The organism is Paraherbaspirillum soli, from assembly GCF_042654985.1.
In the GTDB taxonomy this organism is placed as follows: Bacteria; Pseudomonadota; Gammaproteobacteria; order Burkholderiales; family Burkholderiaceae_D; genus Paraherbaspirillum; species Paraherbaspirillum soli.
The window spans coordinates 49,493-73,556 of record NZ_JBHSMT010000009.1; the positions used below are offsets into that span (position 1 = coordinate 49,493).

Below are 24,064 nucleotides of genomic sequence, written 5' to 3' on the forward strand. Positions count from 1 at the left end.
TGCATGACGGGCATTTGTGGACGCCCGCCATGCGGTTGTTTATCCTCTTATTGGAATGCCATATTCAACTTTTGCCGAATGATTGCATACGTGGCCGGAGTGTAGTAACGCGTGTCGTCGGAATTCTCGGGTGCGGTATAACCTTGTGGAGTCAGACTTCCCTCATACACTTGGCCGTTATAGACACTGAAAATCAGTTTTTGCCCATACTGCGCGAAGGCATCTAGCAACATTTCCAGGCCCGGAATGCTTGGATTTGTCACTACCATGATGGTGGTGCCATTGATTGTTTTTTCTTGCCAGGCGGCGCTGCTGACCGGGGTGGCGGCCGGATCGACGGTGCACAGATTAGTCCACGCACTGGGTGAAGTAACGTAAGTCTTGGCTGGGTAAATGTCCATCGTTCCGCTGGCGCCATTGGCTTCGGCGGCACGGAAAACGAGAGCGTAATTGATAAATCCGCTGGCAGGATAGGCAGTCATGCAGCCCGCATGATTGAAATCTGTACCGGCGCGCATTGCCGGGAGGGATGCGTAAGCAATGCCATTTCCCATGCCTGGGTAAAACGTGTGCAGCCGATATTCGTCGTCCAGCACCGTATATTGCTCAAGTGTGACGCGCACTGTACCGGGGGGGAAGGTCGCGGTCCCAACCTGGGGTGCTACATCATTGCCTTTTTCGTCTTTTACCGGCAATTCCGAGGCCAGGGTCTGTCCCGACAAATCTTTGCGGACGATTACTGTTTTACTCCGTGCCTTCGAGATCGGATTGCGAAATATCAGTGTATTCGCATCGGGCTGCTGCACGTCATAGGCAAATGAGGTGTCGCTTACCGGTGTCCATCCTTGCTGCGACAGCACCAGCGTAGGTTTGCTGGAATCGCTCGATACGGACTCGTCGCGTTCTATCGTAGAAAAGAAACCGTCACCGAGTGCGACGTTTGTTTTCATATACGTCATGCTGGTCATTGCCTGCGGGCCAGACGTTGTTGCTGGGGCGGTCGGTGGTTCTGTTTCTCGCATCGAGCCATACAGCCCGCCATCCAGCACCGGCACGGACGCCGGTGGTGCTGATGTTGTGATGCTGGAGCTTGCTCCTGAATTGTCATTTCCGCCGCCACCGCCGCAAGCGCTAAGAGACGCCGCCAGAATGAAAGGTAAAGCGGAATAAATAGGTTTCATTGTAAAAAAATTAAAATATTGGAGAGGGGCAAAATTCTAATCTGCTTAAATGAAATTTCCTATAGGGAATGAATACTAACTATGCACAAAGCGCTGCTTCAAATAAAAAACGCGACCCGAAAGTCGCGTTTTCTTAATACAAGAAGCTAGTCTTAAAACGCGCCCATGAAATCGCGCTTGCCGATTTCCACGCCGTTGTGGCGCAAGATCGCATACGTGGTGGTGACATGGAAAAAGAATTGCGGCAAACCGTAGCTCAGCAGATAAGCTTGGCCGCTGAGTTTTTTCTCTTTCGGCGTGCCGGGACGCAGCACGATTTCCAGCCCTTCGCTGCCGTCGATTTGCGCGGCGCTCAGGCCGTCGATAAACGCCAGGGTTTTGGCGATGCGTGCATGCAGCTCGGCAAAAGTCTGCTCGTTATCTTCATAGGAAGGCACTTCGATGCCAGCCAGGCGCGCCGGTACGCTCTTGGCAAAATCGGCTGCGATTTGCACCTGACGGACCAGCGGCAGCATGTCAGGGAACAAGCGCGCTTGCAGCAAGGCATTCGGCTCGATCTTTTTCTCTGTGGCATGCGCTTCAGCTTTCACCAGGACGTCGTTCATGGCGTTCAGCATTTGCTTGAAAACGGGAATCGAGGCGCTGTACATGGATATGGTCATAGGAGTCTCCTTGGTTGAGTGGCGTGATTATAAGGCGTGGGAGCAGACAGCAGAGTTGTCAGCCGAATGTTGGCTGTGGCAAATAAAAAAAGGTGGAAAGCGTCGCGCTGTTCCACCCTCTGTACCGTCTGGGCGCTTATTTGGCCCAGCTATCTTTCAAGGTCACGGTCCGGTTAAACACCGGCTTGCCGACCACCGAATCGACCCGGTCGGCGACAAAATAACCATGCCGTTCAAACTGATAGCTTTCGCCCGGCTTGGCATCCTTCAAGCCCGGTTCCAGATAGGCGGTCAGCACTTCTTTCGAGTGCGGATTCAACGCCAGCTTGAAGTCCTTGCCGCCGGCATCCGGATGCGGGTCGGTGAACAGGCGGTCGTACAGGCGCACTTCGGCTTCCAGCGCGTGGGCGACGCTGATCCAGTGGATGTTGCCTTTGACTTTGTAGTTGGCGCTGCCTTCGGTGCCGCTTTTGCTGTCGGCGAAGTAGTTGCAGTGCACCGCCGTGATGTTGCCGTCGGCGTCTTTGTCGAAGCCGGTGCATTCGACCACGTAGCCGTGGCGCAGGCGGACCCGGCTGCCGGGCTTGTCGGCAGTCGGCGGGAACAGGCGGAAGTAGCCCTTGACCGGGGTTTCCATGAAATCTTCCTGTTCGATCCACAGGGTTTTGCTGATCGGGAAGTGACGCAGCGCAGTCTCGTGTTCCGGATGTGCCGGCGGGTAGACCGGTGCATGGCAGGCGACTGTTTCGTTTTCCGGGAAATTGTCGATGATCAGTTTTAGCGGGCGCAATACGGCGGTAGCGCGCGGCGCTTTGGGATCGAGGTCTTCGCGCAGCGCGCCTTCGAGCGAGCTCATGTCGATCCAGCCTTCGGATTTGGTGACGCCGGTGCGCTCGCAGAACAGTTGCAGTGATTCCGGCGTAAAGCCGCGGCGGCGGATGCCGACCAGGGTCGACATCCGCGGATCGTCCCAGCCGTCGACGATGCCTTCGTCCACCAGCTGACGCAATTTGCGCTTGCTGGTGATGACGTAAGTGACGTTGAGGCGTGAGAATTCGTATTGGTGCGGCACCGGTTTCGGCAGGAAACCGCCTTCGCTCAGGCGCTCCAGAATCCAATCGTAGAACGGCCGGTGATCCTGGAATTCCAGCGTGCAGATCGAGTGCGAGATGTTTTCCAGCGCGTCCGAGATCGGGTGCGTGTAGTCATACATCGGGTAGATGCACCAGGTGTCGCCGGTGCGGTGATGATGGGCGTGGCGAATCCGGTAGATAGCCGGGTCGCGCAGGTTCATATTGGGCGACGCCATGTCGATCCTGGCGCGCAGGATGTGTTCGCCGTCCTTGAATTCGCCGGCTTTCATGCGGCGGAACAGGTCCAGCGATTCAGCCGCCGAGCGGTTGCGGAACGGCGAATCCTTGCCCGCTTCGCCGAAGTTGCCGCGATTGGCGGCCATTTGTTCGGCGCTTTGGCTGTCGACGTAGGCGTGGCCTTCGGTGATCAGGTGCTCCGCCATTTCATACAACTGGTCGAAGTAGTCGCTGGCGAAGTACAGGTGTTCGCCAGTATCGTCTTTCCAGTCGAAACCGAGCCATTTGACGCTGTCGATGATGGTGTCGACGTATTCCTGTTCTTCCTTTTCCGGGTTGGTGTCGTCGAAGCGCAGGTGGCAGCGGCCGCCGTAATCGCGCGCCAGGCCGAAGTTGACGCAGATCGACTTGGCGTGGCCGATGTGCAGATAGCCGTTCGGCTCAGGCGGAAAGCGGGTCACGATAGTCGGCAATGGCTGACCTTGGCTGTCCTTGCGATCGGCGTAGCTGCCGGCGCTCAGATCGGCTTCGACGATGGTGCGCAGGAAATTGGACGAGGCGGGCAGAGGCGGGGTGTTGCCGTTTTTGTGGTCGGTGTTCATGGGTGGTTGGTCTGAATGCTTTACTGGCTAAGGGTAACAGCCATTTTACCGTAGCCCGGTGCTTTCCAAACCAGCTTGGATGGATTTTGTTGCAATGCGGGCTTGTCGCCATACAATTCCGGCTTGCGGATAAAAAGGACTTTGCGATGGCGGGTGAAACAGCACTACAGGCAGGCATGAAAACCATGACCGTACACGGGAAAGAACCGATGCCGGTGGCCTTGTTTTATCCGACCCGGGCGCAGGCGCGGGTGATGACGGTGGGGCCGTTTGCGCCTTTTGTCGCTTTCAATGGGGCGCCGGAGCTGCCGGTCAAGGGCTTGATTCTGCTGTCGCACGGCACCGGCGGCAGTCAGCTGGCGCACCACAACCTGGCGCGGCAGTTGGCGCAAAACGGTTATCTGGTGGCGGCGCCGCAGCATCCGGGTGACAACTGGGAAGATAGATCGCTGGCCTCATCCGCGACTTATTTCGCCGAGCGGCCGCGGCAATTGTCGCGGTTATTGGATGCGGTGTTGGCAGATTCCCAATGGCGCGGACAGATTCCGGCCGGGCGGATCGGTGCGCTGGGCTTTTCGGCCGGCGGTTTTAGCGTGCTGGCGTTGGCGGGCGGCATCGCCGATCGGCAGCGCGCGCTCCGGCATTGCGCTGAGACCGATGACGACAGCTTGTTTTGCCGGCTCGGCGGCGACTCGGCTAACGCTGCCGATGCAACGGCGGTAATTGACTTCGATCTGCTGGACCCGCGCGTGCGCGCGGTGTTTGCGATGGCGCCGATCGGCGTGGTGTTCGCGCCGGAATCGTTGGCACGCATCAAGCTTCCGCTGAAACTGGTGACCGCCGCCAAAGATGAAGTCCTGACGCCGAAATACCATGGCGACTGGCTGCGTGCGCGCTTGCCGCAAGCGGAATTCGAACAAGTGCCGAACGCCGGTCATTTCGCCTTCATGGCGCAACCGACGATGCCGCTGATGTCGGACGCCGGCGATCCGGGCGACAATCCGCCGGGTTTCGATCGGCCGGCGTATTTGTTGCGGCTGGAACGGCAGGTGGTCGAATTCTTCGATAAAAATTTTGGCGAATTGCCGGCTTGATTTATCCTGTGCGCTTCCAAATGAAACAAGCGAAAGAGACGATTCATATGTGGCCCTATCCTAAAATTGTCGCCCACCGCGGCGGCGGCACGCTGGCACCGGAAAACACCATCGCCGCAATGCGCTGCGGCCTGCAATACGGATTCCGCGCGGTCGAGTTCGATGTGATGCTGGCGCGCGACGGTGTGCCGATCTTGATGCATGACACGGTATTCGGACGCACTATCCAAGGCATCGGCAAGGTTCCCGACCTGAACGCGGCGGAATTGTTGAAGCTGGATGCCGGCAGCTGGTTAAGCCCGGAATTTGCGGGCGAGCCGGTGTGCAGCTATCGTCAGGTGCTCGACTTTTGCCGGCAACACGGGATCTGGATGAATGTCGAAATCAAGCCGGCCGAAGGCTTCGAGGTGGAAACCGGGCGCGTGGTGGCGCAGGTGACGCAAGAATGTTTTGCCGCTGAAATCGCGGCCCATGTGGCGACCGGCGCCGGCACGTTTGCCGATCCCGCTCTGCCCTTATTTTCGTCGTTCTCGTTCGACGCCCTGCGTGCGGCGCAGGTCGCGGCGCCGGATATTCCGCGCGGCTTCCTGACCGACGTGATCGAGGATGACTGGGCGCAGCGCCTGCAAGAACTGGATGCGGTGGCGCTGCACACCAATCACAAATACCTGTCGCCGATGCAGGTGCAAGCCATCAAGCAGGCTGGTTACGGACTGTTTTGCTACACGGTCAATACGCCGGAACGTGCGGCCGAAATACTGAGTTGGGGCGTCGACGGTTTTTGTACCGACCGGATTGATTTGATCGGGGCGGATTTCGCCGGCAGCTGAGGCAAATTTATCCGGGTCTGGCCGCCTTACTTTTGCTTACACGCGTTACATTTTTCCGGTCGTCGACGTTGCTCGGCGTGGCGTTGATGGTGTCATGGGCAACCCGCTCATTTGCCAAACCGAAAGGAACACCATGAAAAGCACAAAATCGATCTCTTTCCTGCTGACCGCGTTGTTGACCGCCGTGTTTGCGGTTCCCGCTTTCGCCCAATCCGCCGCCAGCGAAACGCAGCGCGACATCAATCAGCAAAAGCGGATTGAAAGCGGCCTGCAATCGGGTCAGCTGACCGCCCGCGAAGCGGGGCAGCTGGAGCGTCAGGAAGCGAAAATCGATCGCGCCGAAGCCAATGCGCTCAAGGACGGCAAGCTCAGCGGCGCCGAAAAGGCACGCATTCAAGCGATGCAAAACAAGGTCAGCAAAGAAATTTACGTCGACAAGCACAACGGCAAAGTAGGCAATCCCGATTCGGTTTCCAGCCAGCGCATGCAGGCCGACGTCCAGCGCAACGTCAACCAGGAACAACGGATTGAAAACGGTATCAAGTCCGGCAGCCTGAGCCAGCGCGAGGTCGGCAGCCTGCAACGCGGGGAAGCGAAAGTGGACAAGACCGAGGCGCAAGCCGCTCGCGACGGTCATGTCAACGCGAAAGAACAAGCGCGCGTTAATAAGGTGCAAAACAAAGTGTCTGGCCACATTCACCGCGACAAGACCAATCTTTGATTCCTGATTCAATCTTGATAGCGTTGAGTTAATTGTTTTAACAATAATTGAAAGGAAGTCAAAATGAAGATCAATAAATTGCTGGCTGCCGTCGTTGTCGCCGCATTCGCTTTGCCAGTCATGGCGCAAACTCCAGCGGCCACGCCTGCTCCAACTCCTGCTCCTGCGGCGCCAATGGCTGCTCCAGCTGCTGCGCCGGAAGCTGCTCCAGCGGCACCTGCCAAAAAAATGCACAAGAAGCATCATCATAAAAAGCATAATCCGACGCCAATCAACAAAGGCGCTTAATCGCTAGCTGAGCGACTGATACGAGGCCAATTTCGTCAGAATACGGTTTTGATATCATTAAAAGCTCGTCGGGAGTGGTCCCGACGAGCTTTTTTCATGTCGCCGGGGCAAAATCGCCTGGCGCGTATCACGTATAATCAAAGGTTTGCAAAAGGGCGTCTGTCATAAGCTTCTAGCGACAATGCCCCGAAGCCCTATTCCCTTGCACCGTTTCATTTTTTACCCAAGCACATGAACTCAGCCGATATCCGCGACAAGTTTCTTAAATTCTTTGAATCCAAAGGCCACTCCATCGTGCGCTCGTCCAGCCTGGTGCCGGGCAACGATCCGACGCTGCTGTTTACCAATTCCGGCATGGTGCAGTTCAAGGATGTGTTTTTGGGTACCGAAAAGCGCAACTATGTACGTGCCACCTCGGTCCAGCGCTGCCTGCGCGCCGGCGGCAAGCACAACGATCTGGAAAACGTCGGTTACACCGCGCGTCACCATACTTTTTTCGAGATGCTCGGCAACTGGTCGTTCGGCGATTATTTCAAACACGATTCGCTGGTCTGGGCTTGGGAGCTGCTGACCAAGGTGTATGGCCTGCCGGCCGACAAGCTGTGGGCGACCGTCTACGAAACCGACGATGAAGCCTACGATATCTGGCACAAGGTGATCGGCCTCCCGAAAGAACGCATCGTGCGCATCGGCGACAACAAGGGCGCACCGTTCGCTTCCGATAATTTCTGGCAAATGGCGGACACCGGTCCATGCGGCCCTTGTTCCGAAATTTTCTACGACCATGGTCCCGATGTCTGGGGCGGCCCTCCAGGCAGCCCGGATGCCGACGGCGACCGCTACATCGAAATCTGGAACAACGTGTTCATGCAATTCGATCGTCAGGTCAATCCAAAGACCGGCGAAGCGACCCTGACGCCGCTGCCTAAGCCTTGCGTCGATACCGGCATGGGCCTGGAACGTCTGGCCGCCGTGTTGCAGCACGTTCACAGCAACTATGAAATCGACCTGTTCCAGCACCTGATCAAGGCTGCGGCGCGTGAGACCAACGTCACCGATCTCGGCAACAACTCGCTGAAAGTAATCGCCGATCATATTCGCGCCTGCTCGTTCCTGGTGGTCGACGGCGTGATTCCGGGCAATGAGGGCCGCGGCTACGTGCTGCGCCGGATCATCCGCCGCGCACTGCGTCACGGTCACAAACTGGGTCAAACCAAACCGTTCTTCTACAAGCTGGTCAAGGACCTGGTCGAGCAGATGGGTGCTGCCTATCCTGAGCTGAGCGAAGCCGCAGCAAGAGTCGAGCAAGTGCTGAAGCAGGAAGAAGAACGTTTCGGCGAAACGCTGGAAAACGGCATGAAGATCCTGGAAGTGGCGCTGAGTAAAACTCCCGGCAAGCTGGATGGCGAAACCGCCTTCACCTTGTACGACACCTTCGGCTTCCCGCTCGATCTGACAGCCGATATCTGCCGCGAGCGCAATGTCGCGCTGGATGAGGCTGGCTTTGGCATCGCGATGGAACGCCAGAAATCGACTGCGCGCGCCGCCGGTAAATTCAAGATGGCTGCCGCTGTCGAATACAGCGGCGACAAGACCCGCTTCGTCGGTTATGAAGCATTGGCGCATGACGCCAAGGTGCTCGGCTTGTATGTGGACGGCAGCGCGGTGCAGAAAATCGAAGCCGGTCAGGACGCTATCGTGGTGCTCGACGTCACGCCGTTTTATGCGGAATCGGGCGGCCAGGTCGGCGATGCCGGTTTGCTGGAAGTGGCCGGCGGCCTGTTCGAAGTCGCTGATACGCAAAAAATCCAGGCCGACGTGTTCGGTCACCACGGCCGCCTTGACAGCGGTTCGCTGGCGGTCGGCGATCACGTCAGCGCCCGGGTCGACATCGCGGCGCGCGCCCGCATCGTGCGCAACCACTCGGCGACCCACTTGATGCACAAAGCCCTGCGCGAAGTGCTGGGCGGTCACGTATCGCAAAAAGGCTCGCTGGTCGATGCCGACAAAACCCGTTTCGACTTCAGCCACAACGCCCCGGTCAGCGCCGATGAAATCCGCCGCATCGAGGAAATCGTCAACCGTGAAATTCTCGCCAACGTCGCGACCGAAGCCAAGCTGATGTCGTTCGACGACGCGGTCGGCGCCGGCGCGATGGCATTGTTCGGCGAAAAATACGGCGACGAAGTGCGGGTGCTGGCAATCGGTTCGTCGCGCGAATTGTGCGGCGGCACCCACGTCGGCCGCACCGGCGACATCGGCCTGTTCAAGATCACTGCCGAAGGCGGCGTTGCGGCCGGCATCCGCCGGATCGAAGCGGTGACCGGCGAAGGCGCTCTGGCACTGGTGCAAAGCCTGAGCAACCGGATCAGCGAAGCGGCCGCGGCATTGAAGGCGCAACCGGAAGAACTGACCCAGCGCATCACGCAAGTGCAAGATCAGGTCAAGACGCTGGAGAAAGAACTGGCCGGCCTGAAATCGAAGCTGGCCGCCAACCAGGGCGATGAATTGCTGACCCAGGCAGTCGATGTCAACGGCATCAAAGTGCTGGCGGCAACGCTGGATGGGGCCGATAGCGCCACCCTGCGCGAAACCATGGACAAGCTGAAAGACAAGCTGAAAACTGCAGCGATCGTGCTGGCCGCGGTCAAGGACGGCAAGGTCAGCTTGATCGCTGGTGTGACTGCGGATGCAACCGCCAAGGTCAAGGCCGGCGAGCTGGTCAACTTCGTCGCGCAACAAGTCGGCGGCAAAGGCGGCGGTCGTCCCGACATGGCGCAAGCCGGCGGCACCGATCCGAGCGGCTTGGCGGCGGCGTTGCAAGGCGTTGCAGCATGGGTTGGCGAGCGCGCATAAAATTTTTCCTCGGCGCAAAACTAAAAACAGGCCATCGTTGCGATGGTCTGTTTTTTATTCAGCCGTCGCTGGCGTAATATTTGCGTTGCTTAATGTACCGACGCACTAATGGACATGATAGGAAATGGCATGGCAAAGATTGAGGATGTTGTAAAGAGACAGAAAGACGGCGCGAGTTTTGTACTTTCCGCGCCTATGCTTGGTTTGGATCTGGAGGATTTCGACACGGTGGCGAAGATCTGGGTGCGTGAAGGCGGGCCGGGGTTCAAGGTCGCCGGCGTGCCTCACCGGAAATGCGTGGACGGTGAATTTCTGATCGACCGAGTCACGGTAGTCAAAGTGGAAGCGCCGCAAGCTTAAAAGACTGCATGTCGCACGTCTTTTGCCGAGGCTTTAAAGCGGGAAAGATTGATTCGCAGTAATATCGCGGCTCCGTCTTTCCCGCTTTTTTATATTGGTAAGTCATTCATGAACGAATTCAAATTCTGCCCGGTGTGCGCTGCTGCCCTGATCCAGCGCGCCGATCAGGACGCGACAGGCAAGCTGCGGTTGGCCTGTCCCGAAGGTCACTGGACGCATTGGGATAATCCGTTGCCGGTGCTGGCGGCGGTGGTCGAGATCAATGGCCAGATTCTGCTGGCGCGCAATGCGGCCTGGGAAGAGGGCATGTTCGCGCTGATTACCGGCTTCATGGAACGCGGCGAAACGCCGGAGCAGGGCATTGCCCGTGAAGTCAAAGAAGAAACCAATCTCGATACCGAGCAGGTGATGCTGATCGGCGTCTACGAATTCATCCGCAAGAACGAATTGATCATCGCCTATCACGTCAAGGCATCCGGCACGATCCAGCTGTCGGAAGAATTGCTGGAATACCGTTTGCTGGATCCAGTGGCGTTGCGGCCGTGGCGTGCCGGTACCGGTCACGCGGTCGCCGACTGGATGCGTACGCGCGGTCTGGAGGTGGAATATGTCGACCGGCCGCTGCTGGTGAAACCCGCGCCGGAGATGGCGGTAAAGCCGTAATCGGGTTTTTGGTCGCAGGCTTGCAACAAATAGTCAAAAAATGCGCGCGCTGGCAGAGTTTTACATCTAGATACGAAAAAAATAACAGTGCTGCACGGAAATGATTGGGTAAAATCACGCTATGTTTATTCCGATTTTTACCCGTGAGCCGCCATGCTGATTATTCCGGTAGACCGCAAGCCAGACTGGAAACGTCCGCCGCTGATCACCATTCTGTTAGTCCTCATCAATTTGCTGATTTATTTCGGCATTCAGATGGGCGAGCGCGACAATCTGAGTTCGGCCGCGCAATACTATCTGGCCGAATCGCGCTTGCCCGAATTCGAGTTCCCCGCATATGCCCGTTACCTGGAAAGCGATAAGCAAGCCGGAGCCGCCAACGAGGTGCGCCGGGCGCTGAGGCAATGGCGGCAAGTGCGCGTGCGTGCTGATGCCGATGCCGACGGCGCAGAGGATGCGGCGATGGCATCGTCGCCACGCTATCGGGGGCTGGAACAGGTCTGGTACGCGTTGGACGCCGATTTGCAGTTTGGCGCGCTGATGCAGCAGCCGAAGCCCGCGGTGCTGGGCGCCATCGACGCCGACAGCCTGGCCGAGTGGCGGGAGCAGCGCCAGCACTATGCCAGCATTCGAATCAGCACCTTTACCGAACGTTATTCACTGATTCCGGCGCAGGCCTTCGAGCGTCCGATTACGCTGCTGACGCACATGTTTTTGCATGGCAGCGTCGAACATGTGCTGGGCAACATGGTATTCCTGGCGATCGTCGGCTACGCCGTCGAAATTTTGCTGGGCGGCGTTTGGTTTCTGCTGTTCTACCTGCTGTCGGGTTTGATGTCGGCCGCGTTTTACCTGGTGTTCTGCGGCGATAGCATGATTTTGTCGCTGGGCGCGTCCGGCGCGATTTCCGGCGTGATGGGGATGTACACGGTGCTGTACGGCCTGCGCCGCATCCGGTTTTTTTACTGGATTTTGTTTTATTTCGATTTCATCAAAGCACCAGCCTTGATCATGCTGCCGATCTGGGTCGGCAAAGAGGCCTTCGATTTGTGGTTTGGCGCACCGTCCAATACCAATTACTACGCACACATCGGCGGTTTGCTCGGCGGCGCCGTGCTGGCGCTCTGTTATCGCTTGCTGGCACGCGGCAAGCTGGAACATGCCCACGCCAGTTACGTCGCACCGGCCGAAGATAACAACACGCTGCAGGCAATCCAGCAAAGCGCCTACGCCGAACTCAGCAAGCTCGATTTCCTGCGGGCTCGCAAGTCATTCAAACGGCTGGTCAGTAAATCCCTGGCCTTACATCAGGCGCCTGATCCGGATTGGTTGCTGCAATTGTTTAATCTGTCCAAGAGCGCGCCGACTTCGCCGGAATTTCATCGGGCCGCGCAGATGTTATTGCGCTTGCCGAAGGGTCAGGTCGACGAAGCAAAGGTGCACCAGGTCTATCTGGATTATGTGGCCCAGGCGCAGCCGCGGCCATTGCTGAACAGCGGGCAGTCGCTGGCGATCGCCAAGCGTTTTGCGATGAGTGGATATCCGCAGACTGCAGAAGAAATCCTGAATATCCTGCTAGTGACAGACCGCCAGCATCAGCAATTGCCGCTGTTGGTATTCCTGGTCTCCAAGGGATTTTTGACGGCCGATAAACCTGAGAAGGTGCGGCACTATCAGAAGTTGTTGCACCAGCAGTTCCCGATGAGCGAAGAGGCGCGGCTGGCGCAGAAATATTAGAGGCGATCTTAAGGTGTGGCGGAATACGTCCGCCACACCTTTTTCAAGCTCACTGCGGCGTCGGCGCCAAGCGCTCGATCACATTCTTATAGCGCTGCGCTTCTTCTGCCGCCGGGTCGCCGGGCCACTGCGCAATGACGTGATTGAACAGCGACAAAGCGCGTGCATCCTGCCGCAGATGGTCTGAGATTAATTTGCCGGCCAATACCAAAACAGCAGGCACATCTTTGTGACGCGGTGCGCGCTTGTGAAAGCCGGAAGTGATTTCCAGCGCTGTTTGAAATTCGCGTACCGAGGCGGCGGCTTGCGCCATTTGCAGAACGTGGTCGGGATTGTCTATGGTGAATTCGGGGTTGAGCTGGCGCGCTTGTTTCCAAGTGTCGCCAATGTGGCCCGCTTTGCCCGACCGCGCGATAGCCAGTAGATGGCGTTGCGCATGCTCCAGTTGCTTGGCCTTGTCGCCTTTCAGCATCAGCAGCTTGGCGTAATGGCCGGACAATTGCGCGTTGTATTGGTCATAGCGCAGATCTTCCCAGATGAATTCCAGCGCCAGGTCGAGATTGCCGTCGCGGATCATCGCGGCTACCTGTTGCGCCAGAATTTCCTCATCCGTCAGCGGCCGGTTCTTACGGCTGGCGGCCAGTGCGTTGATTTCAAAATTGCGATCCGGGGCGTAGCCGATCTGCTTGTGATACTGGTACATCGCATAGCCCATCATGTTGAACCAGATCAGGTTGAAATAGGCGTAGGCAAAAATACCGACGCCGATCAGCAGCGCTATCGGCAATTTCTTGATCAGCAAAATGACGACTATCAGCGCACCCTGGCTCAGGATGAATCCGAACACCCATAACGCCAGATAGGGCCAGCCGACCGCGCGGATGATCTTGAATGCTTTGAGCGGGTTGGCTGCTTCGGTAAAGCTGTGGCTACTGCCCAACACCATGATGCTGGCCGGCAGCATCAAATAGACCAGGACGTTGCCTATCAAGACCAGGTTTGGGTGAATTGTTTTCAGGATGTAGAGGAAAATACCCTGCACCATGAATAGCGCCAGCAGTTTGTACGGCGTCAGTTTATGCGCCTCATCGGACTCATCAAAATCGGTGCAGCGCAAATTGCCGAGCGAAGTCTGCTCCAGCGCCCGAAAGCACAGGCGCACCAGATCGACCGCCAGCCCCAGGCTGATAATGACTGCCAGCTTGAAAATAAATGGCGAGAACCCGCCTTCATCGTCGCCGCCTCTTCCCAACGCCCACAGCCCGATCCCGATCAGCGCATAGACTGCCGGGTGCCAGATCATTTGGGGCTGCATCGGATACAGGAAAAATGCTGGAAGACGTTGCCAGAACGGGGTGATATTGCTGAATTGTTTGGCAGCGATGTTGTCTGACATAGGTGTTTTCCTTAAATGACTTGGCGAGAACAGCGGTTCAGCAAGAAGTCATTTCGGTTGATAAATCGCTATTGAATAATTGCTGCTGGATAGCCGGATGTTATCATATTGATGTTAAAAAATATTGCCTTTAAGACATATTGCAGTGAATCGCAACACTGTTGTGAAAATGATGGATGTTTTGTTGCGACGCATCAAAGCGGCAGATGTTTGGAGTAGAATCGCAAAATTACAGCAAGTGCTGGAAATTCCTATATGACGAAGCGGTTATGAACTTTAATAAAGAACTTGACGCTCGCGGCCTGCATTGCCCGCTGCCGATCTTGAAAACCAAGAAGGCGCTGGCGGACATGCTGAGCGGCGAAGTACTGCGTGTGATGGCGACCGACTCTGGCTCGGTACGCGATTTTCAGGCGTTCGCCAAGCAAACAGGCAATGATCTGCTGGAACAGAGTGAAGAAAACAAGGAATATGTTTTCTTCATGAGACGTAAGTAGTCACTGTCCCGTGCCCGTGCAACAAGCGGGTCATTTAGCTGGTAATGCAACAAGTTACAGCTGGCTTCCTGCTGGCTGCGATCTTCCTCTTTATGCCGCCTGATCGCAGGTCGGCAAATCATTTTTCCCAAGCGTGAAATAGTGCTGAATCGTGTTGTGTTTACGATGACGCACAGCAATTAGTCGGCTTGCTCTACTATTTAATAGTACGGTCGTGCTAAATTTCAGCATTGGATCGAATTCTCTCTTATAATTCCCAATTCAAGTTGACGTTAACGTCAATTCAGATTTTTCTTATTTTCATAAAAAGGCATAACGATGAAAGTATTAGTACCAGTGAAGCGTGTAGTCGACTACAACGTCAAAGTGCGCGTCAAATCGGACGGCACGGGCGTCGATATTGCCAACGTCAAGATGTCGATGAATCCGTTTGACGAAATCGCAGTGGAAGAGGCCACGCGCCTGAAAGAAGGCGGCAAAGTGACCGAAGTGATCGCGATTTCATGCGGCGTCGCTCAATGCCAGGAAACGCTGCGCACAGCGATGGCGATTGGCGCCGACCGCGGCATCCTGGTCGATACCGCCGACACCGAACTGCAACCGCTGGCTGTGGCTAAATTGCTGCAAGCGGTGGCTGACAAAGAGCAGCCGCAACTGATCATCCTCGGCAAGCAGGCAATCGACGATGACTGCAATCAAACCGGTCAGATGCTGGCCGCGTTGCTGGGCTGGCCGCAAGCGACATTCGCCTCCAAAGTGGTGCTGGAAGACGGCAAGGTAACGGTTACCCGTGAAGTTGACGGCGGCCTCGAAACCATCGCGTTGACGCTGCCGGCCATCATCACTACCGACCTGCGCCTGAATGAGCCGCGTTATGTGACGCTGCCTAACATCATGAAAGCCAAGAAGAAAACGCTGGACGTGTTCAAGCCGGCAGACCTCGGCGTCGATGTCGCACCGCGCCTGAAGACACTGAAAGTGGTCGAGCCGGCCAAGCGCAGCGCCGGCATCAAGGTGCCTGACGTCGCAACGCTGGTCGCCAAGCTGAAGAACGAAGCCAAAGTCCTTTAAGCGCTGCAGATTAAATCCGCATTCAATTATTCAAGAATCCAGCGTTTCGCCGCATTTCGATGATTGCACGCGAGCGCACACAATTTCTCAGGAGCCACCATGACAGCCCTTGTCATTGCTGAACACGATAACGCCTCCCTAAAAGGCAGCACTCTTAATACCGTCACCGCCGCCAGCCAATGCGGCGGCGAAGTTCATGTACTGGTTGCCGGCAACAACTGCGGCGCTGCTGCACAAGCTGCGGCGCAAATCGCAGGCGTGACCAAAGTCCTGGTTGCCGACGCTGCCTATTTTGCCGATGGCCTGGCAGAGAATGTCGCTGCCCAGGTGCTGGCATTGGCGGCCAATTACAGCCACATCCTGGCGCCGGCAACCGCCTACGGCAAAAACATCCTGCCGCGCGTCGCGGCCAAGCTGGACGTCGGCCAGATTTCCGAAATCACCAAGGTCGATAGCCCCGATACTTTCGAGCGTCCTATTTACGCGGGCAACGCCATCGCTACCGTGCAATCGGCAGATGCGATCAAGGTCATCACCGTACGTACTACCGGGTTCGACGCGGCTGCCAACGGCGGCTCGGCTGCGGTGGAAAATATTGCTGCGGCAGCTGACTTCGGCAAATCGGCTTTTGTCTCGCGCGAGCTGGCCAAATCCGATCGTCCGGAATTGACCGCTGCCAAGATCATCGTTTCTGGTGGTCGCGGCTTGGGCTCGGCAGAAAACTTCAAGATCCTGGAGCCGCTGGCCGACAAGCTCGGCGCAGCGATGGGTGCGTCGCGTGCCGCGGTTGACGCCGGCTATGTGCCGAACGATTGGCAAGTCGGACAAACCGGCAAGATCGTTGCGCCGCAACTGTATTTCGCGGTCGGTATCTCTGGCGCGATCCAACATCTGGCCGGCATGAAAGACTCCAAAGTCATCGTCGCCATCAATAAAGATGAAGAAGCACCGATTTTCTCGGTAGCCGATTACGGCATCGTTGGCGACTTGTTCGAGATCGTGCCCCAGCTGGTTGCTGCGCTGGGTTAAATCTCGCAGAAAATTTAGACACATTTGCGAAAGCGCAAGGGTGGTATTGCCGATGCAGTGCCACCCAATTTTTTTGGGAGTAGTCCATGAGTTATGTCGCCCCGCTGAAAGATATGTTGTTCGTGCTGAACGAACTGGCCGGTCTGGAGCAGGTCAGCACGCTGCCCGGTTGCGAAGATGCAACCCCGGAAACAGTGGAAGCTGTGTTGCACGAAAACGCCAAGTTCTGTAGTGAAGTTGTGGCGCCGCTGAATCGTAGCGGCGATCTGGAGCCGAGTTATTGGCACGACGGCCAGGTCACCACCAGCAAAGGTTTTAAAGAAGCCTTCAAGGCATTCGCGGAAGCCGGCTGGCAAGGCGTCCAGCACCCGGTCGATTTTGGCGGCCAAGGCTTGCCGAAACTGGTGGCGACGCCATGCATCGAGATGCTGAATGCGGCCAATCTGTCATTTGCCTTGTGCCCATTGTTGAGTGATGGCGCGATCGAAGCGCTGCTGACGGCCGGTAGCGATGAGCAAAAGCAGATTTATCTGGAAAAGCTGGTCTCCGGCAAGTGGACCGGCACCATGAACCTGACCGAGCCTCAGGCGGGTTCCGATCTGGCGCTGGTCCGGACCCGCGCAGTGCCGCAGGGAGATGGCACTTACAAGATTTCGGGCACCAAGATTTTCATCACCTACGGCGAGCACGACATGGCCGACAACATCGTCCATCTGGTGTTGGCGCGGACCCCGGACGCCCCTGAAGGCGTCAAAGGGATTTCGCTGTTCATCGTCCCCAAGTTCCTGGTCAATGCCGACGGTTCATTGGGCGCCCGTAACGACGTCCATTGCGTCTCGCTGGAGCACAAGCTTGGCATCAAGGCCAGCCCGACTGCCGTGTTGCAGTTCGGCGACCACGGCGGCGCGATCGGTACCCTGGTGGGGCAGGAGAATCGCGGTCTCGAATACATGTTCATCATGATGAACGCGGCGCGTTTTGCGGTCGGCCTGCAAGGCATCAGCGTTGCTGAGCGCGCTTACCAGAAAGCGGTTGCCTACGCCAAGGACCGCGTGCAATCGCGCGATCTGGCCGGTTCGGCTGGCGCCGTGACGATCATTCACCAGCCGGATGTGCGGCGCATGCTGATGTCGATGCGCTCCCAGATCGAAGCCGCACGCGCCATGGCCTATGTCACCGCCGCCGCCCACGATGCTGCACACCATCATGCCGATGAAGCGACGCGCAAGGCGAATCAGGCGTTTTACGAATACATGGTGCCTGTCGTCAAGGGCTGGTCGACCGAGATGTCGATCGATGTGGCGTCCACCGGCGTACAAATTCACGGCGGCATGGGCTTTATTGAAGAAACCGGCGCTGCTCAGTTCTATCGGGATGCGCGGATTCTGACGATTTACGAAGGCACGACCGCGATTCAGGCGAATGACTTGATCGGTCGCAAAACGGCGCGCGATGGCGGTGCGGTTGCCAACGGCATCATTGCCCAGGTGCGTGCTACGCAAGCTGAACTGGCGGCCAGCGGCTCGGCTGACCTGGTCGCAATCGGCAAGCAATTAGCTATCGGCAGTGCCGCGCTTGAGCAGGTGGTGGCCTATGTCGTGGCCAATCTGAAGAGCGACATCAAAGGCGTGTTTGCCGGCAGCGTGCCGTATCTGAAGTTGGCAGGGGTGGTGCTGGGCGGCTGGCAGCTTGGGCGGGCTGCATTGATTGCTGCGCAAAAGCTGCAAGCGGGTACTGGTGATGCCGGTTTTTATCAAGCCAAGATCGGCACGGCTCGCTTTTTTGCCGATCACGTGCTGTCGCAAGCGGATGCCTATCGCGTATCGATTATCGAGGGTAGCAGCGGTGTGATGGCATTGGCGGAAGAGCAGTTTTAAATTCGGCCAATTGGTGCGCCTGCGGGTCAACCGTAGGCGCCGCCGGTGAATAGCAAGTCGAAGGTGCGTGCGATTGCGCCGATCAGGCCAATCGCGCCGACTCCCAGCGTCAAGACCACCAGTAGCACGATAAACCAGCTCGAATCGGATTTTTTTCCCGAGTTTGCGTTATATTGCGGATCCCACTTTTCGTCAGGGGTCAGCCCGATTACCAGCGATTCAAGGCAGGCAATCAATCCTGAGATAACCAGCGGTGCAAACAAGAACGCTATTTGTTGATCTTGGCGCCATAGAAAGTAAGCTAGCAAAGAAAGCGGCAGTGTCGCAAAATGCAGCCAGGCCCAATAATCTTTCATTCCTCGTAGATAAAACCGATGCAAGCCGAGGCTGCCGAATACGGTGGCTAAGAAAGTGGCGAGGGTTTTGTTTTTATGTGCTGGCGTCATTGGCGGATGGATGGGCAGAATTGTCGGAAGTTTGCTGTGCAAGCCAGTAATTTCTTGCGTGAAATAAGTAAATTACTAATATACTGCGGTCGGTATATCGCTTGGTATAAATTCAGGGCCGGACTGGCCGGGCGCTAAAGGCGCCTGGTGGCGGGCGTAGTGTACAGTCTGATCTGAAATGATGTCACTGATGGCGCGCTTGATTGCAGGCGCACAAAGTGATTTAGGTAGCCTTGCAAATAGAAGCTTGACGTGGTTGCACCACACCTTTGACTGCTTTTCGGGTTGCGGGCGTGGTGTGATTTGCGTTATAATTTGCGGCTTTTTCCGTCTTCGAACACTTTTTGGAAACATTATGGTCGTTATTCGTTTATCCCGTGGTGGCGCAAAGAAGCGTCCTTTTTACAACATCGTAGCTACTGATTCGCGCAATCGTCGTGACGGTCGCTTCATCGAGCGCATCGGTTTTTACAACCCGGTAGCGTCCGGTGCTGAAGAGACTTTCCGTATTGCTCAGGATCGCCTGACGCATTGGCAAGGTGTTGGCGCGCAATTGTCGCCAACCGTTGCACGTCTGGTTGCTGAAGCCGCCAAGAAAGCTGCTTAAGCGTTTGACTCAGCTCGAAATCAAGTCTGCATCCACGTTGTCGACAGTGCCGCAAACAGGAGTCGTGATTCCAACAGACCTGGTCGTGGTCGGTTATATCACGGGTGCTTACGGCATTAATGGTTGGGTGCGGATCAAGCCGTATTCAGCCGATGCCGATGCGCTGTTGCACGCCAAAACATGGTGGTTAGGTCGGCAGAACACGCCGGAATTGCGCGATGTTGAAATGATGCAGGCGAAAAACCACAGTGGCGACATTGTGGCTCGCCTGATGGGTGTTGCAGGGCGTGATGCTGCCGAAGCGCTGAAAGGCACGGTGGTGCATGTCCGGCGTAGCCATTTCCCGGTTTTGTCTGATGATGAATTCTACTGGGTCGATTTGATCGGTCTGGCAGTTGAAAATCTGCAAGGCGAGCAACTGGGCTTGGTGTCTGACCTGATGGACAATGGCGCGCATCCGATTCTCCGAATCGCGGTGCCGGCAGTTGCCGATCAGGGCAAGGCGACAGCGGAACTGTTGATCCCGTTTGTGGAGCAATTCGTCAAGACGGTGGATCGGACAGCAAAGAAAATTACGGTCGACTGGGGATTGGATTATTAATCCGAAGTTGAACCGATTGAAGCGGCAAACAAGATCGCGCTTGCGATCTGAAGTGAAACAAAGAGGTGCGCGGGATGCAATTTGATGTCGTCACACTGTTTCCCGAGATGTTTGCCGCGCTGACGCAGTATGGCGTTACACGCCGTGCGTTTGAGCAAAAAAGATGCGAATTGGCGTTGTGGAATCCGCGTGACTTCACTACCGACAATCATCGTACTGTGGATGATCGGCCATATGGCGGTGGCCCCGGCATGGTGATGTTGGCGAAGCCGCTGGAAGCAGCGATAGTCGCAGCCAAACAGCGTCAACAGCAACAGAATCTGCCTGCGCCAAGAGTTGTATACCTGTCGCCGCAAGGCCAGCCGCTGACGCATAGCCGGGTAATGCAGTTGAGCGCAGAATCGGGGCTGGTATTGTTGTGTGGACGTTACGAAGCTATCGATCAACGTTTGCTGGATCGTTGCGTGGATGAAGAAATCAGCCTTGGCGATTTCGTTTTATCGGGCGGCGAACTACCGGCGATGGCGTTGATGGATGCGCTGATCAGGCATCTTCCAGGCGTGTTGAATGATGCTGCGTCGGCGGTCGAAGACAGTTTTGTGAACGGTTTGCTGGATTGTCCACATTACACCCGTCCGGAAGAATATGAAGGCGTGGCAGTGCCGCCGGTTTTAATGGGCGGTCACCATGCCGAGATCGAGAAATGGCGACGCCAGCAGGCGCTGCAGGCGACTGCGAAAAAACGTCCGGATCTGATCGAAAAGGTGCGCGAAGCAGGTTTGCTAAGCGCCGCCGATGAAAAAGTTTTACGGAACATCCCGGTTTAGCGCGAAAGTGCCGAGCCGGTTTTATCTGTAGGGCACCTCTAAAAACCGTAGCGAGCGGCCCAAGGTCGGAGCGGCGAAGTTGCAACACCTGCAGTCGTACGGAGCGGGTGAGCATCGCAGCCCAGAGATTGGCGAGCTTGCAAAACCCTGCAGTAGGTTTTTAGAGGTGCCCTGTAGTAAGTTGTAGTAAGTAGTATCAAGGGGTGGCCAGCCGGTCGCCCATGTTTAACCCCATCCTCTACTGAGCAAGCGGTGCAGTGCATCAACAAGCGTCAGCAAGATGGCATTCGGAGCTAAAAATGGACTTGATCCAACAACTCGAGCAAGAAGAAATTGCCCGTCTCGGCAAAAATATCCCTGAATTTGCGCCAGGCGATACCGTTATCGTCAACGTCAACGTGGTTGAAGGTACGCGCAAGCGCGCCCAGGCTTACGAAGGCGTCGTCATTTCGCGTCGCAACCGCGGTTTGAACTCCAACTTCATCGTCCGTAAGATTTCTTCCGGCGAAGGTGTTGAGCGTACATTCCAGTTGTACTCGCCACTGATCGCTTCGATCGAAGTCAAGCGTCGCGGTGATGTACGTCGCGCCAAACTGTACTACCTGCGTGATCGTTCCGGTAAATCGGCACGTATCAAGGAAAAACTGCCGCAACGTCGTAACACAGCAAAAGCTGCTCCAGCAGCAGAATAAGCTGATACGAGTCAGGCATAGGTATTGCATAGAGAAGGGGGCGCCATCAGGTGTCCCCTTTTTGCATTGGCGTCGAATCTGTTCATGCCTCGCGTGCGGAGTCGAGTCGGTGCGGTGTCACCCCTTGTTGGAAATTTAGCGTATTTTTATTTCAGGTTTGGGGCAGTATCAGATAAAAGTGCTGAACAGATTCGTATAGGAATTTTCTTGGTTAAATTAGCTTTCGATCCTTTGATGATCCCGGTCGATGCGGTCGCCGGTGAATCTGCGCTCGCGCCGGAACGGATGAATGCGGACTGGCTGCGCCAGCGTTTCGTGCAACAGCCGGCATGGCATCCAGAGGATGCGGAAGGCCAGTTGAACCAGCAGACGTCGAAGGGCAAACCGGCAACGCCCGCCTCAGTACTGATCCCGATCGTCATGCATCCGCAACAGCCGACGCTTCTGTTCACGCAGCGCGCTGCGCATCTGACCGACCATGCAGGGCAAGTCAGTTTTCCGGGCGGGCGCATGGAGCAGAGCGATGCATCAGCGATCGAGACGGCATTGCGCGAGGCCGAGGAGGAAATTGGGCTGGCGCGCGATCAGGTAGAAGTGATCGGCACCTTGCCTGAATATTTCACCGGCACCGGTTATCGGGTAACGCCTGTGGTTTGCCTGATTGTGCCGCCGGTAGCGCTACGTGCCGACCCCGGCGAAGTCGCCGAGATTTTTGAAGTTCCGCTCGCATTTCTGATGGATGGACTAAACCATCAACTGCGCACTTTTGATTTGCCGGACGGTTATCGCCGCACTTTTTATGCGATGCCGTACGAGCGATTTTTTATTTGGGGTGCGACCGCGGGCATGCTGAGAAATCTGTTCCACTTTCTTCGTGCCTGAATGCTTGGCCGCGGGCCTGCGCTGTGCATCAACAACGATTTCGTCAGCACGGCAAGAAAAGTTGGAATAAGTGTCCGGCAAGCGCAGTACGAGTTTGATTCTGCGGGTGGGCTGCGTTATCGTATGGGATATTCCGTTTCGGCACAAATCCGGCCGCTGCCATGTCAGCGCGCCACGATCTTCGAACCGAGGTTTGCTGACTTATAAGGCCGGTTGATGACATTTCTCTCTATTCTGTTTGCGTTACTGATCGAACAACTGCGGCCGCTCCGTGCGGATAACCCGGTGTATGCATGGGTTAAATATTTCGCGACCAAGATAGAGAACTCGTTCAATGCGGGCCAGCCTCGTCAGGGGCGGCTGGGCTGGATCTGCGTGATGCTGGTGCTGATGGTGCCGACCACGCTGGTGTACTGGCTCTGTGTGTACCTTGGTCCGCTGGCAGCACTGGCCTGGAATGTGCTGATTGTTTATCTGACGCTTGGTTTCCGGCACTACAGTCATTACTTCACTTCGATTCAATTGGCGCTCAATACCGGAGACGAAGTAACGGCAAGAAAGCTGCTAGCCGAATGGACCAAGCTCGATACCGCCGACATGGAAGTCGGCGAAATCTCCCGGATTGCGGTGGAGAAGGCATTGATCACCACCCATCGTCACGTGTTTGGCGTGTTTTTCTGGTTCTTGATGCCAATCGGTCCGGCCGGCGCGGTGATGTATCGCGTGGCGGAATACCTGGCGCGAGGATGGAATGAGCCGGACCATATGAAGAATGAAGCTTTTGGGCGCTTTGCGAATCAGGCCTTTTATTGGATCGACTGGATTCCGGCGCGGCTGACAGCGGCGGCATTTGCCGTAGTCGGGAATTTCGAAGACGCGATCTACGCCTGGCGCAATTTTGCCGATCGCTGGGAAAGCGAGACGGATGGCATCATCCTGTCGACCGGCGGCGGTGCTATGGGTATCCTGCTCGGCACGCCGGATGAAAATGCGATTGCCATCCTGCCGGTCGATGCCGCAACAGTAGATTCGACCGCGATGGAAGGCGACAGTCCGCCCGGCGATGCGCCGACTCCGCGGGCGCTGCAAAGCACGGTCGGGCTGGTTTGGCGTGCATTGTTGTTGTGGATGTTTTTGTTGTTGCTGTTGTCGGTTGCGGTCTGGCTGGGTTGAATTTGAGGGGCGCCATTTCCAAGCGCACGCCGTGCAACGCAAGTATGTTCGGCTCCCTCCGGGAAATTCTATTTTCTCTGGTCTTATATAAGATATAATACGTAAGAATTACTTGCGTAAAATCAATTACGCAAAAATTGTGGCTTGCTCTCAAACAGGGCCGTGCAAATGTCTGTAGCAAGCGGTATAGAAGAAACGAGCTGTACGCATGGCTGATACTACTGAATCCACTAACGCTCCCGCCCGCGAATTCTTTATCCAAGGAATAACCAGCGATGGCAGGCAATTTCGTCCCAGCGATTGGGCGGAACGCTTATGCGGCGCGATGTCCTGTTTCCGTCCCGAGGGAACGGGCGGGCGAAATGCTCATCTCCAATATTCCCCCTATGTCAGGCCGGTACTGCTGAACGGCGTGCGCTCGGTGGTCGTCAACGAAGATCTGCGCCAGATCGAACCGCTGGCTTACCATTTCGTGGTCAACTTTGCCAAGGACAACGATCTGCAAATCCTGCAAGCCTGCTTGCTGCCTGAGCCGGAACCCGCAAAACCTGTGTGATCCTGTCGGAGGCCGTCGCGCCCCAGGTTTGCCATGGGCATCAACGAGATTGATTTTTGCGTGACGCAGCAAACGGAACATACTTGCGTATCCGAACATCGCAACT

General features: G+C 56.3%; 24 protein-coding genes. 19 read left to right on the forward strand and 5 right to left on the reverse strand.

The genetic code is table 11. The annotated features are described in order from the left end of the window. Positions 1-47: 47 nt before the first annotated feature. From ACFPM8_RS05600 to ACFPM8_RS05610, 3 genes are all read right to left on the reverse strand, one after another. Entirely contained in the window at positions 48-1,181 is a 1,134-nt protein-coding gene (locus ACFPM8_RS05600) for a hypothetical protein (protein ID WP_378995865.1), read from the reverse strand. 152 nt (positions 1,182-1,333) lie between these two features. After that, a complete protein-coding gene (locus tag ACFPM8_RS05605) occupies positions 1,334-1,843 on the reverse strand; it encodes a DUF1993 domain-containing protein (RefSeq protein WP_378995867.1) in 510 nt (169 codons plus the stop codon). Positions 1,844-1,979: 136 nt separating this feature from the next. Beyond that, entirely contained in the window at positions 1,980-3,755 is a 1,776-nt protein-coding gene (locus ACFPM8_RS05610; RefSeq protein WP_378995869.1) for a glutamine--tRNA ligase/YqeY domain fusion protein, read from the reverse strand. 146 nt (positions 3,756-3,901) lie between these two features. On the opposite strand from ACFPM8_RS05610, the gene ACFPM8_RS05615 reads away from it, so the two are divergent. The 8 genes from ACFPM8_RS05615 (at position 3,902) to ACFPM8_RS05650 (ending at position 12,304) form a co-directional block, all read left to right on the forward strand. Further along, on the forward strand, positions 3,902-4,849 hold the full coding sequence (locus tag ACFPM8_RS05615; protein WP_378995871.1) for an alpha/beta hydrolase family protein: 948 nt from the start codon (positions 3,902-3,904) through the stop codon (positions 4,847-4,849). A gap of 47 nt (positions 4,850-4,896) precedes the next feature. Next, the gene (gene ugpQ / locus ACFPM8_RS05620) at positions 4,897-5,679 is read left to right on the forward strand and encodes a glycerophosphodiester phosphodiesterase (RefSeq protein ID WP_378996013.1); all 783 of its coding nucleotides are present in this window, start codon (positions 4,897-4,899) and stop codon (positions 5,677-5,679) included. A gap of 133 nt (positions 5,680-5,812) precedes the next feature. Further along, positions 5,813-6,400 carry a hypothetical protein gene (locus ACFPM8_RS05625; protein ID WP_378995873.1) on the forward strand — a complete coding sequence of 196 codons (588 nt, stop codon included), beginning with the start codon at positions 5,813-5,815 and terminating at the stop codon, positions 6,398-6,400. 63 nt (positions 6,401-6,463) lie between these two features. Continuing rightward, positions 6,464-6,688, forward strand: a complete 225-nt coding sequence (locus tag ACFPM8_RS05630; protein WP_378995875.1) for a hypothetical protein — start codon at positions 6,464-6,466, stop codon at positions 6,686-6,688. 231 nt (positions 6,689-6,919) lie between these two features. Next, complete coding sequence (alaS, locus tag ACFPM8_RS05635; RefSeq protein WP_378995877.1) at positions 6,920-9,544, forward strand: alanine--tRNA ligase; 2,625 nt, start codon at positions 6,920-6,922, stop codon at positions 9,542-9,544. A 129-nt stretch (positions 9,545-9,673) separates the two neighbouring features. Beyond that, positions 9,674-9,904, forward strand: a complete 231-nt coding sequence (locus ACFPM8_RS05640; protein ID WP_378995879.1) for a hypothetical protein — start codon at positions 9,674-9,676, stop codon at positions 9,902-9,904. A 108-nt stretch (positions 9,905-10,012) separates the two neighbouring features. Next, positions 10,013-10,567 carry an NUDIX domain-containing protein gene (locus ACFPM8_RS05645; protein WP_378995881.1) on the forward strand — a complete coding sequence of 185 codons (555 nt, stop codon included), beginning with the start codon at positions 10,013-10,015 and terminating at the stop codon, positions 10,565-10,567. A gap of 153 nt (positions 10,568-10,720) precedes the next feature. Continuing rightward, positions 10,721-12,304: a rhomboid family intramembrane serine protease gene (locus tag ACFPM8_RS05650; RefSeq protein WP_378995883.1), complete on the forward strand. Its 1,584-nt coding sequence runs from the start codon at positions 10,721-10,723 to the stop codon at positions 12,302-12,304. A gap of 49 nt (positions 12,305-12,353) precedes the next feature. On the opposite strand, the gene ACFPM8_RS05655 is transcribed toward ACFPM8_RS05650, so the two are convergent. Next, positions 12,354-13,700, reverse strand: coding sequence for a tetratricopeptide repeat protein (locus ACFPM8_RS05655; protein ID WP_378995885.1), 1,347 nt, complete (start codon positions 13,698-13,700; stop codon positions 12,354-12,356). Positions 13,701-13,969: 269 nt separating this feature from the next. Between ACFPM8_RS05655 and ACFPM8_RS05660 the strand changes: the two genes are divergently transcribed. The 4 genes from ACFPM8_RS05660 to ACFPM8_RS05675 all read left to right on the forward strand — a co-directional run bounded on the left by ACFPM8_RS05660 (position 13,970) and on the right by ACFPM8_RS05675 (position 18,174). Next, positions 13,970-14,197 carry a sulfurtransferase TusA family protein gene (locus tag ACFPM8_RS05660; RefSeq protein WP_378996015.1) on the forward strand — a complete coding sequence of 76 codons (228 nt, stop codon included), beginning with the start codon at positions 13,970-13,972 and terminating at the stop codon, positions 14,195-14,197. Between the two features lie 318 nt (positions 14,198-14,515). Next, positions 14,516-15,268 (forward strand): electron transfer flavoprotein subunit beta/FixA family protein, encoded by a 753-nt coding sequence (locus tag ACFPM8_RS05665; protein WP_378995888.1) that lies wholly within the window; start codon positions 14,516-14,518, stop codon positions 15,266-15,268. Between the two features lie 99 nt (positions 15,269-15,367). After that, the gene (locus tag ACFPM8_RS05670) at positions 15,368-16,297 is read left to right on the forward strand and encodes an electron transfer flavoprotein subunit alpha/FixB family protein (protein WP_378995890.1); all 930 of its coding nucleotides are present in this window, start codon (positions 15,368-15,370) and stop codon (positions 16,295-16,297) included. An 86-nt stretch (positions 16,298-16,383) separates the two neighbouring features. Then, a complete protein-coding gene (locus tag ACFPM8_RS05675; protein ID WP_378995892.1) occupies positions 16,384-18,174 on the forward strand; it encodes an acyl-CoA dehydrogenase in 1,791 nt (596 codons plus the stop codon). Positions 18,175-18,200: 26 nt separating this feature from the next. Here ACFPM8_RS05675 and ACFPM8_RS05680 read toward each other — a convergent pair whose 3' ends face one another. Next, complete coding sequence (locus tag ACFPM8_RS05680; protein WP_378996017.1) at positions 18,201-18,620, reverse strand: NINE protein; 420 nt, start codon at positions 18,618-18,620, stop codon at positions 18,201-18,203. 355 nt (positions 18,621-18,975) lie between these two features. Here ACFPM8_RS05680 and rpsP point away from each other — a divergent pair, with 355 nt between their 5' ends. The 7 genes from rpsP to ACFPM8_RS05715 all read left to right on the forward strand — a co-directional run bounded on the left by rpsP (position 18,976) and on the right by ACFPM8_RS05715 (position 23,958). Beyond that, positions 18,976-19,227, forward strand: coding sequence for a 30S ribosomal protein S16 (gene rpsP / locus ACFPM8_RS05685; RefSeq protein WP_378996019.1), 252 nt, complete (start codon positions 18,976-18,978; stop codon positions 19,225-19,227). 37 nt (positions 19,228-19,264) lie between these two features. Continuing rightward, a complete protein-coding gene (gene rimM, locus ACFPM8_RS05690) occupies positions 19,265-19,828 on the forward strand; it encodes a ribosome maturation factor RimM (RefSeq protein ID WP_378996021.1) in 564 nt (187 codons plus the stop codon). Positions 19,829-19,902: 74 nt separating this feature from the next. Continuing rightward, positions 19,903-20,655: a tRNA (guanosine(37)-N1)-methyltransferase TrmD gene (trmD, locus tag ACFPM8_RS05695; protein ID WP_378995894.1), complete on the forward strand. Its 753-nt coding sequence runs from the start codon at positions 19,903-19,905 to the stop codon at positions 20,653-20,655. A 299-nt stretch (positions 20,656-20,954) separates the two neighbouring features. Beyond that, positions 20,955-21,347 carry a 50S ribosomal protein L19 gene (gene rplS / locus ACFPM8_RS05700; RefSeq protein WP_378995896.1) on the forward strand — a complete coding sequence of 131 codons (393 nt, stop codon included), beginning with the start codon at positions 20,955-20,957 and terminating at the stop codon, positions 21,345-21,347. A gap of 207 nt (positions 21,348-21,554) precedes the next feature. Beyond that, on the forward strand, positions 21,555-22,229 hold the full coding sequence (locus tag ACFPM8_RS05705) for a CoA pyrophosphatase (protein ID WP_378996023.1): 675 nt from the start codon (positions 21,555-21,557) through the stop codon (positions 22,227-22,229). A gap of 216 nt (positions 22,230-22,445) precedes the next feature. Next, a complete protein-coding gene (locus tag ACFPM8_RS05710; RefSeq protein ID WP_378995898.1) occupies positions 22,446-23,402 on the forward strand; it encodes a CobD/CbiB family protein in 957 nt (318 codons plus the stop codon). Between the two features lie 208 nt (positions 23,403-23,610). Next, positions 23,611-23,958, forward strand: coding sequence for a DUF3579 domain-containing protein (locus ACFPM8_RS05715; protein WP_378995900.1), 348 nt, complete (start codon positions 23,611-23,613; stop codon positions 23,956-23,958). Positions 23,959-24,064 lie beyond the last annotated feature (106 nt).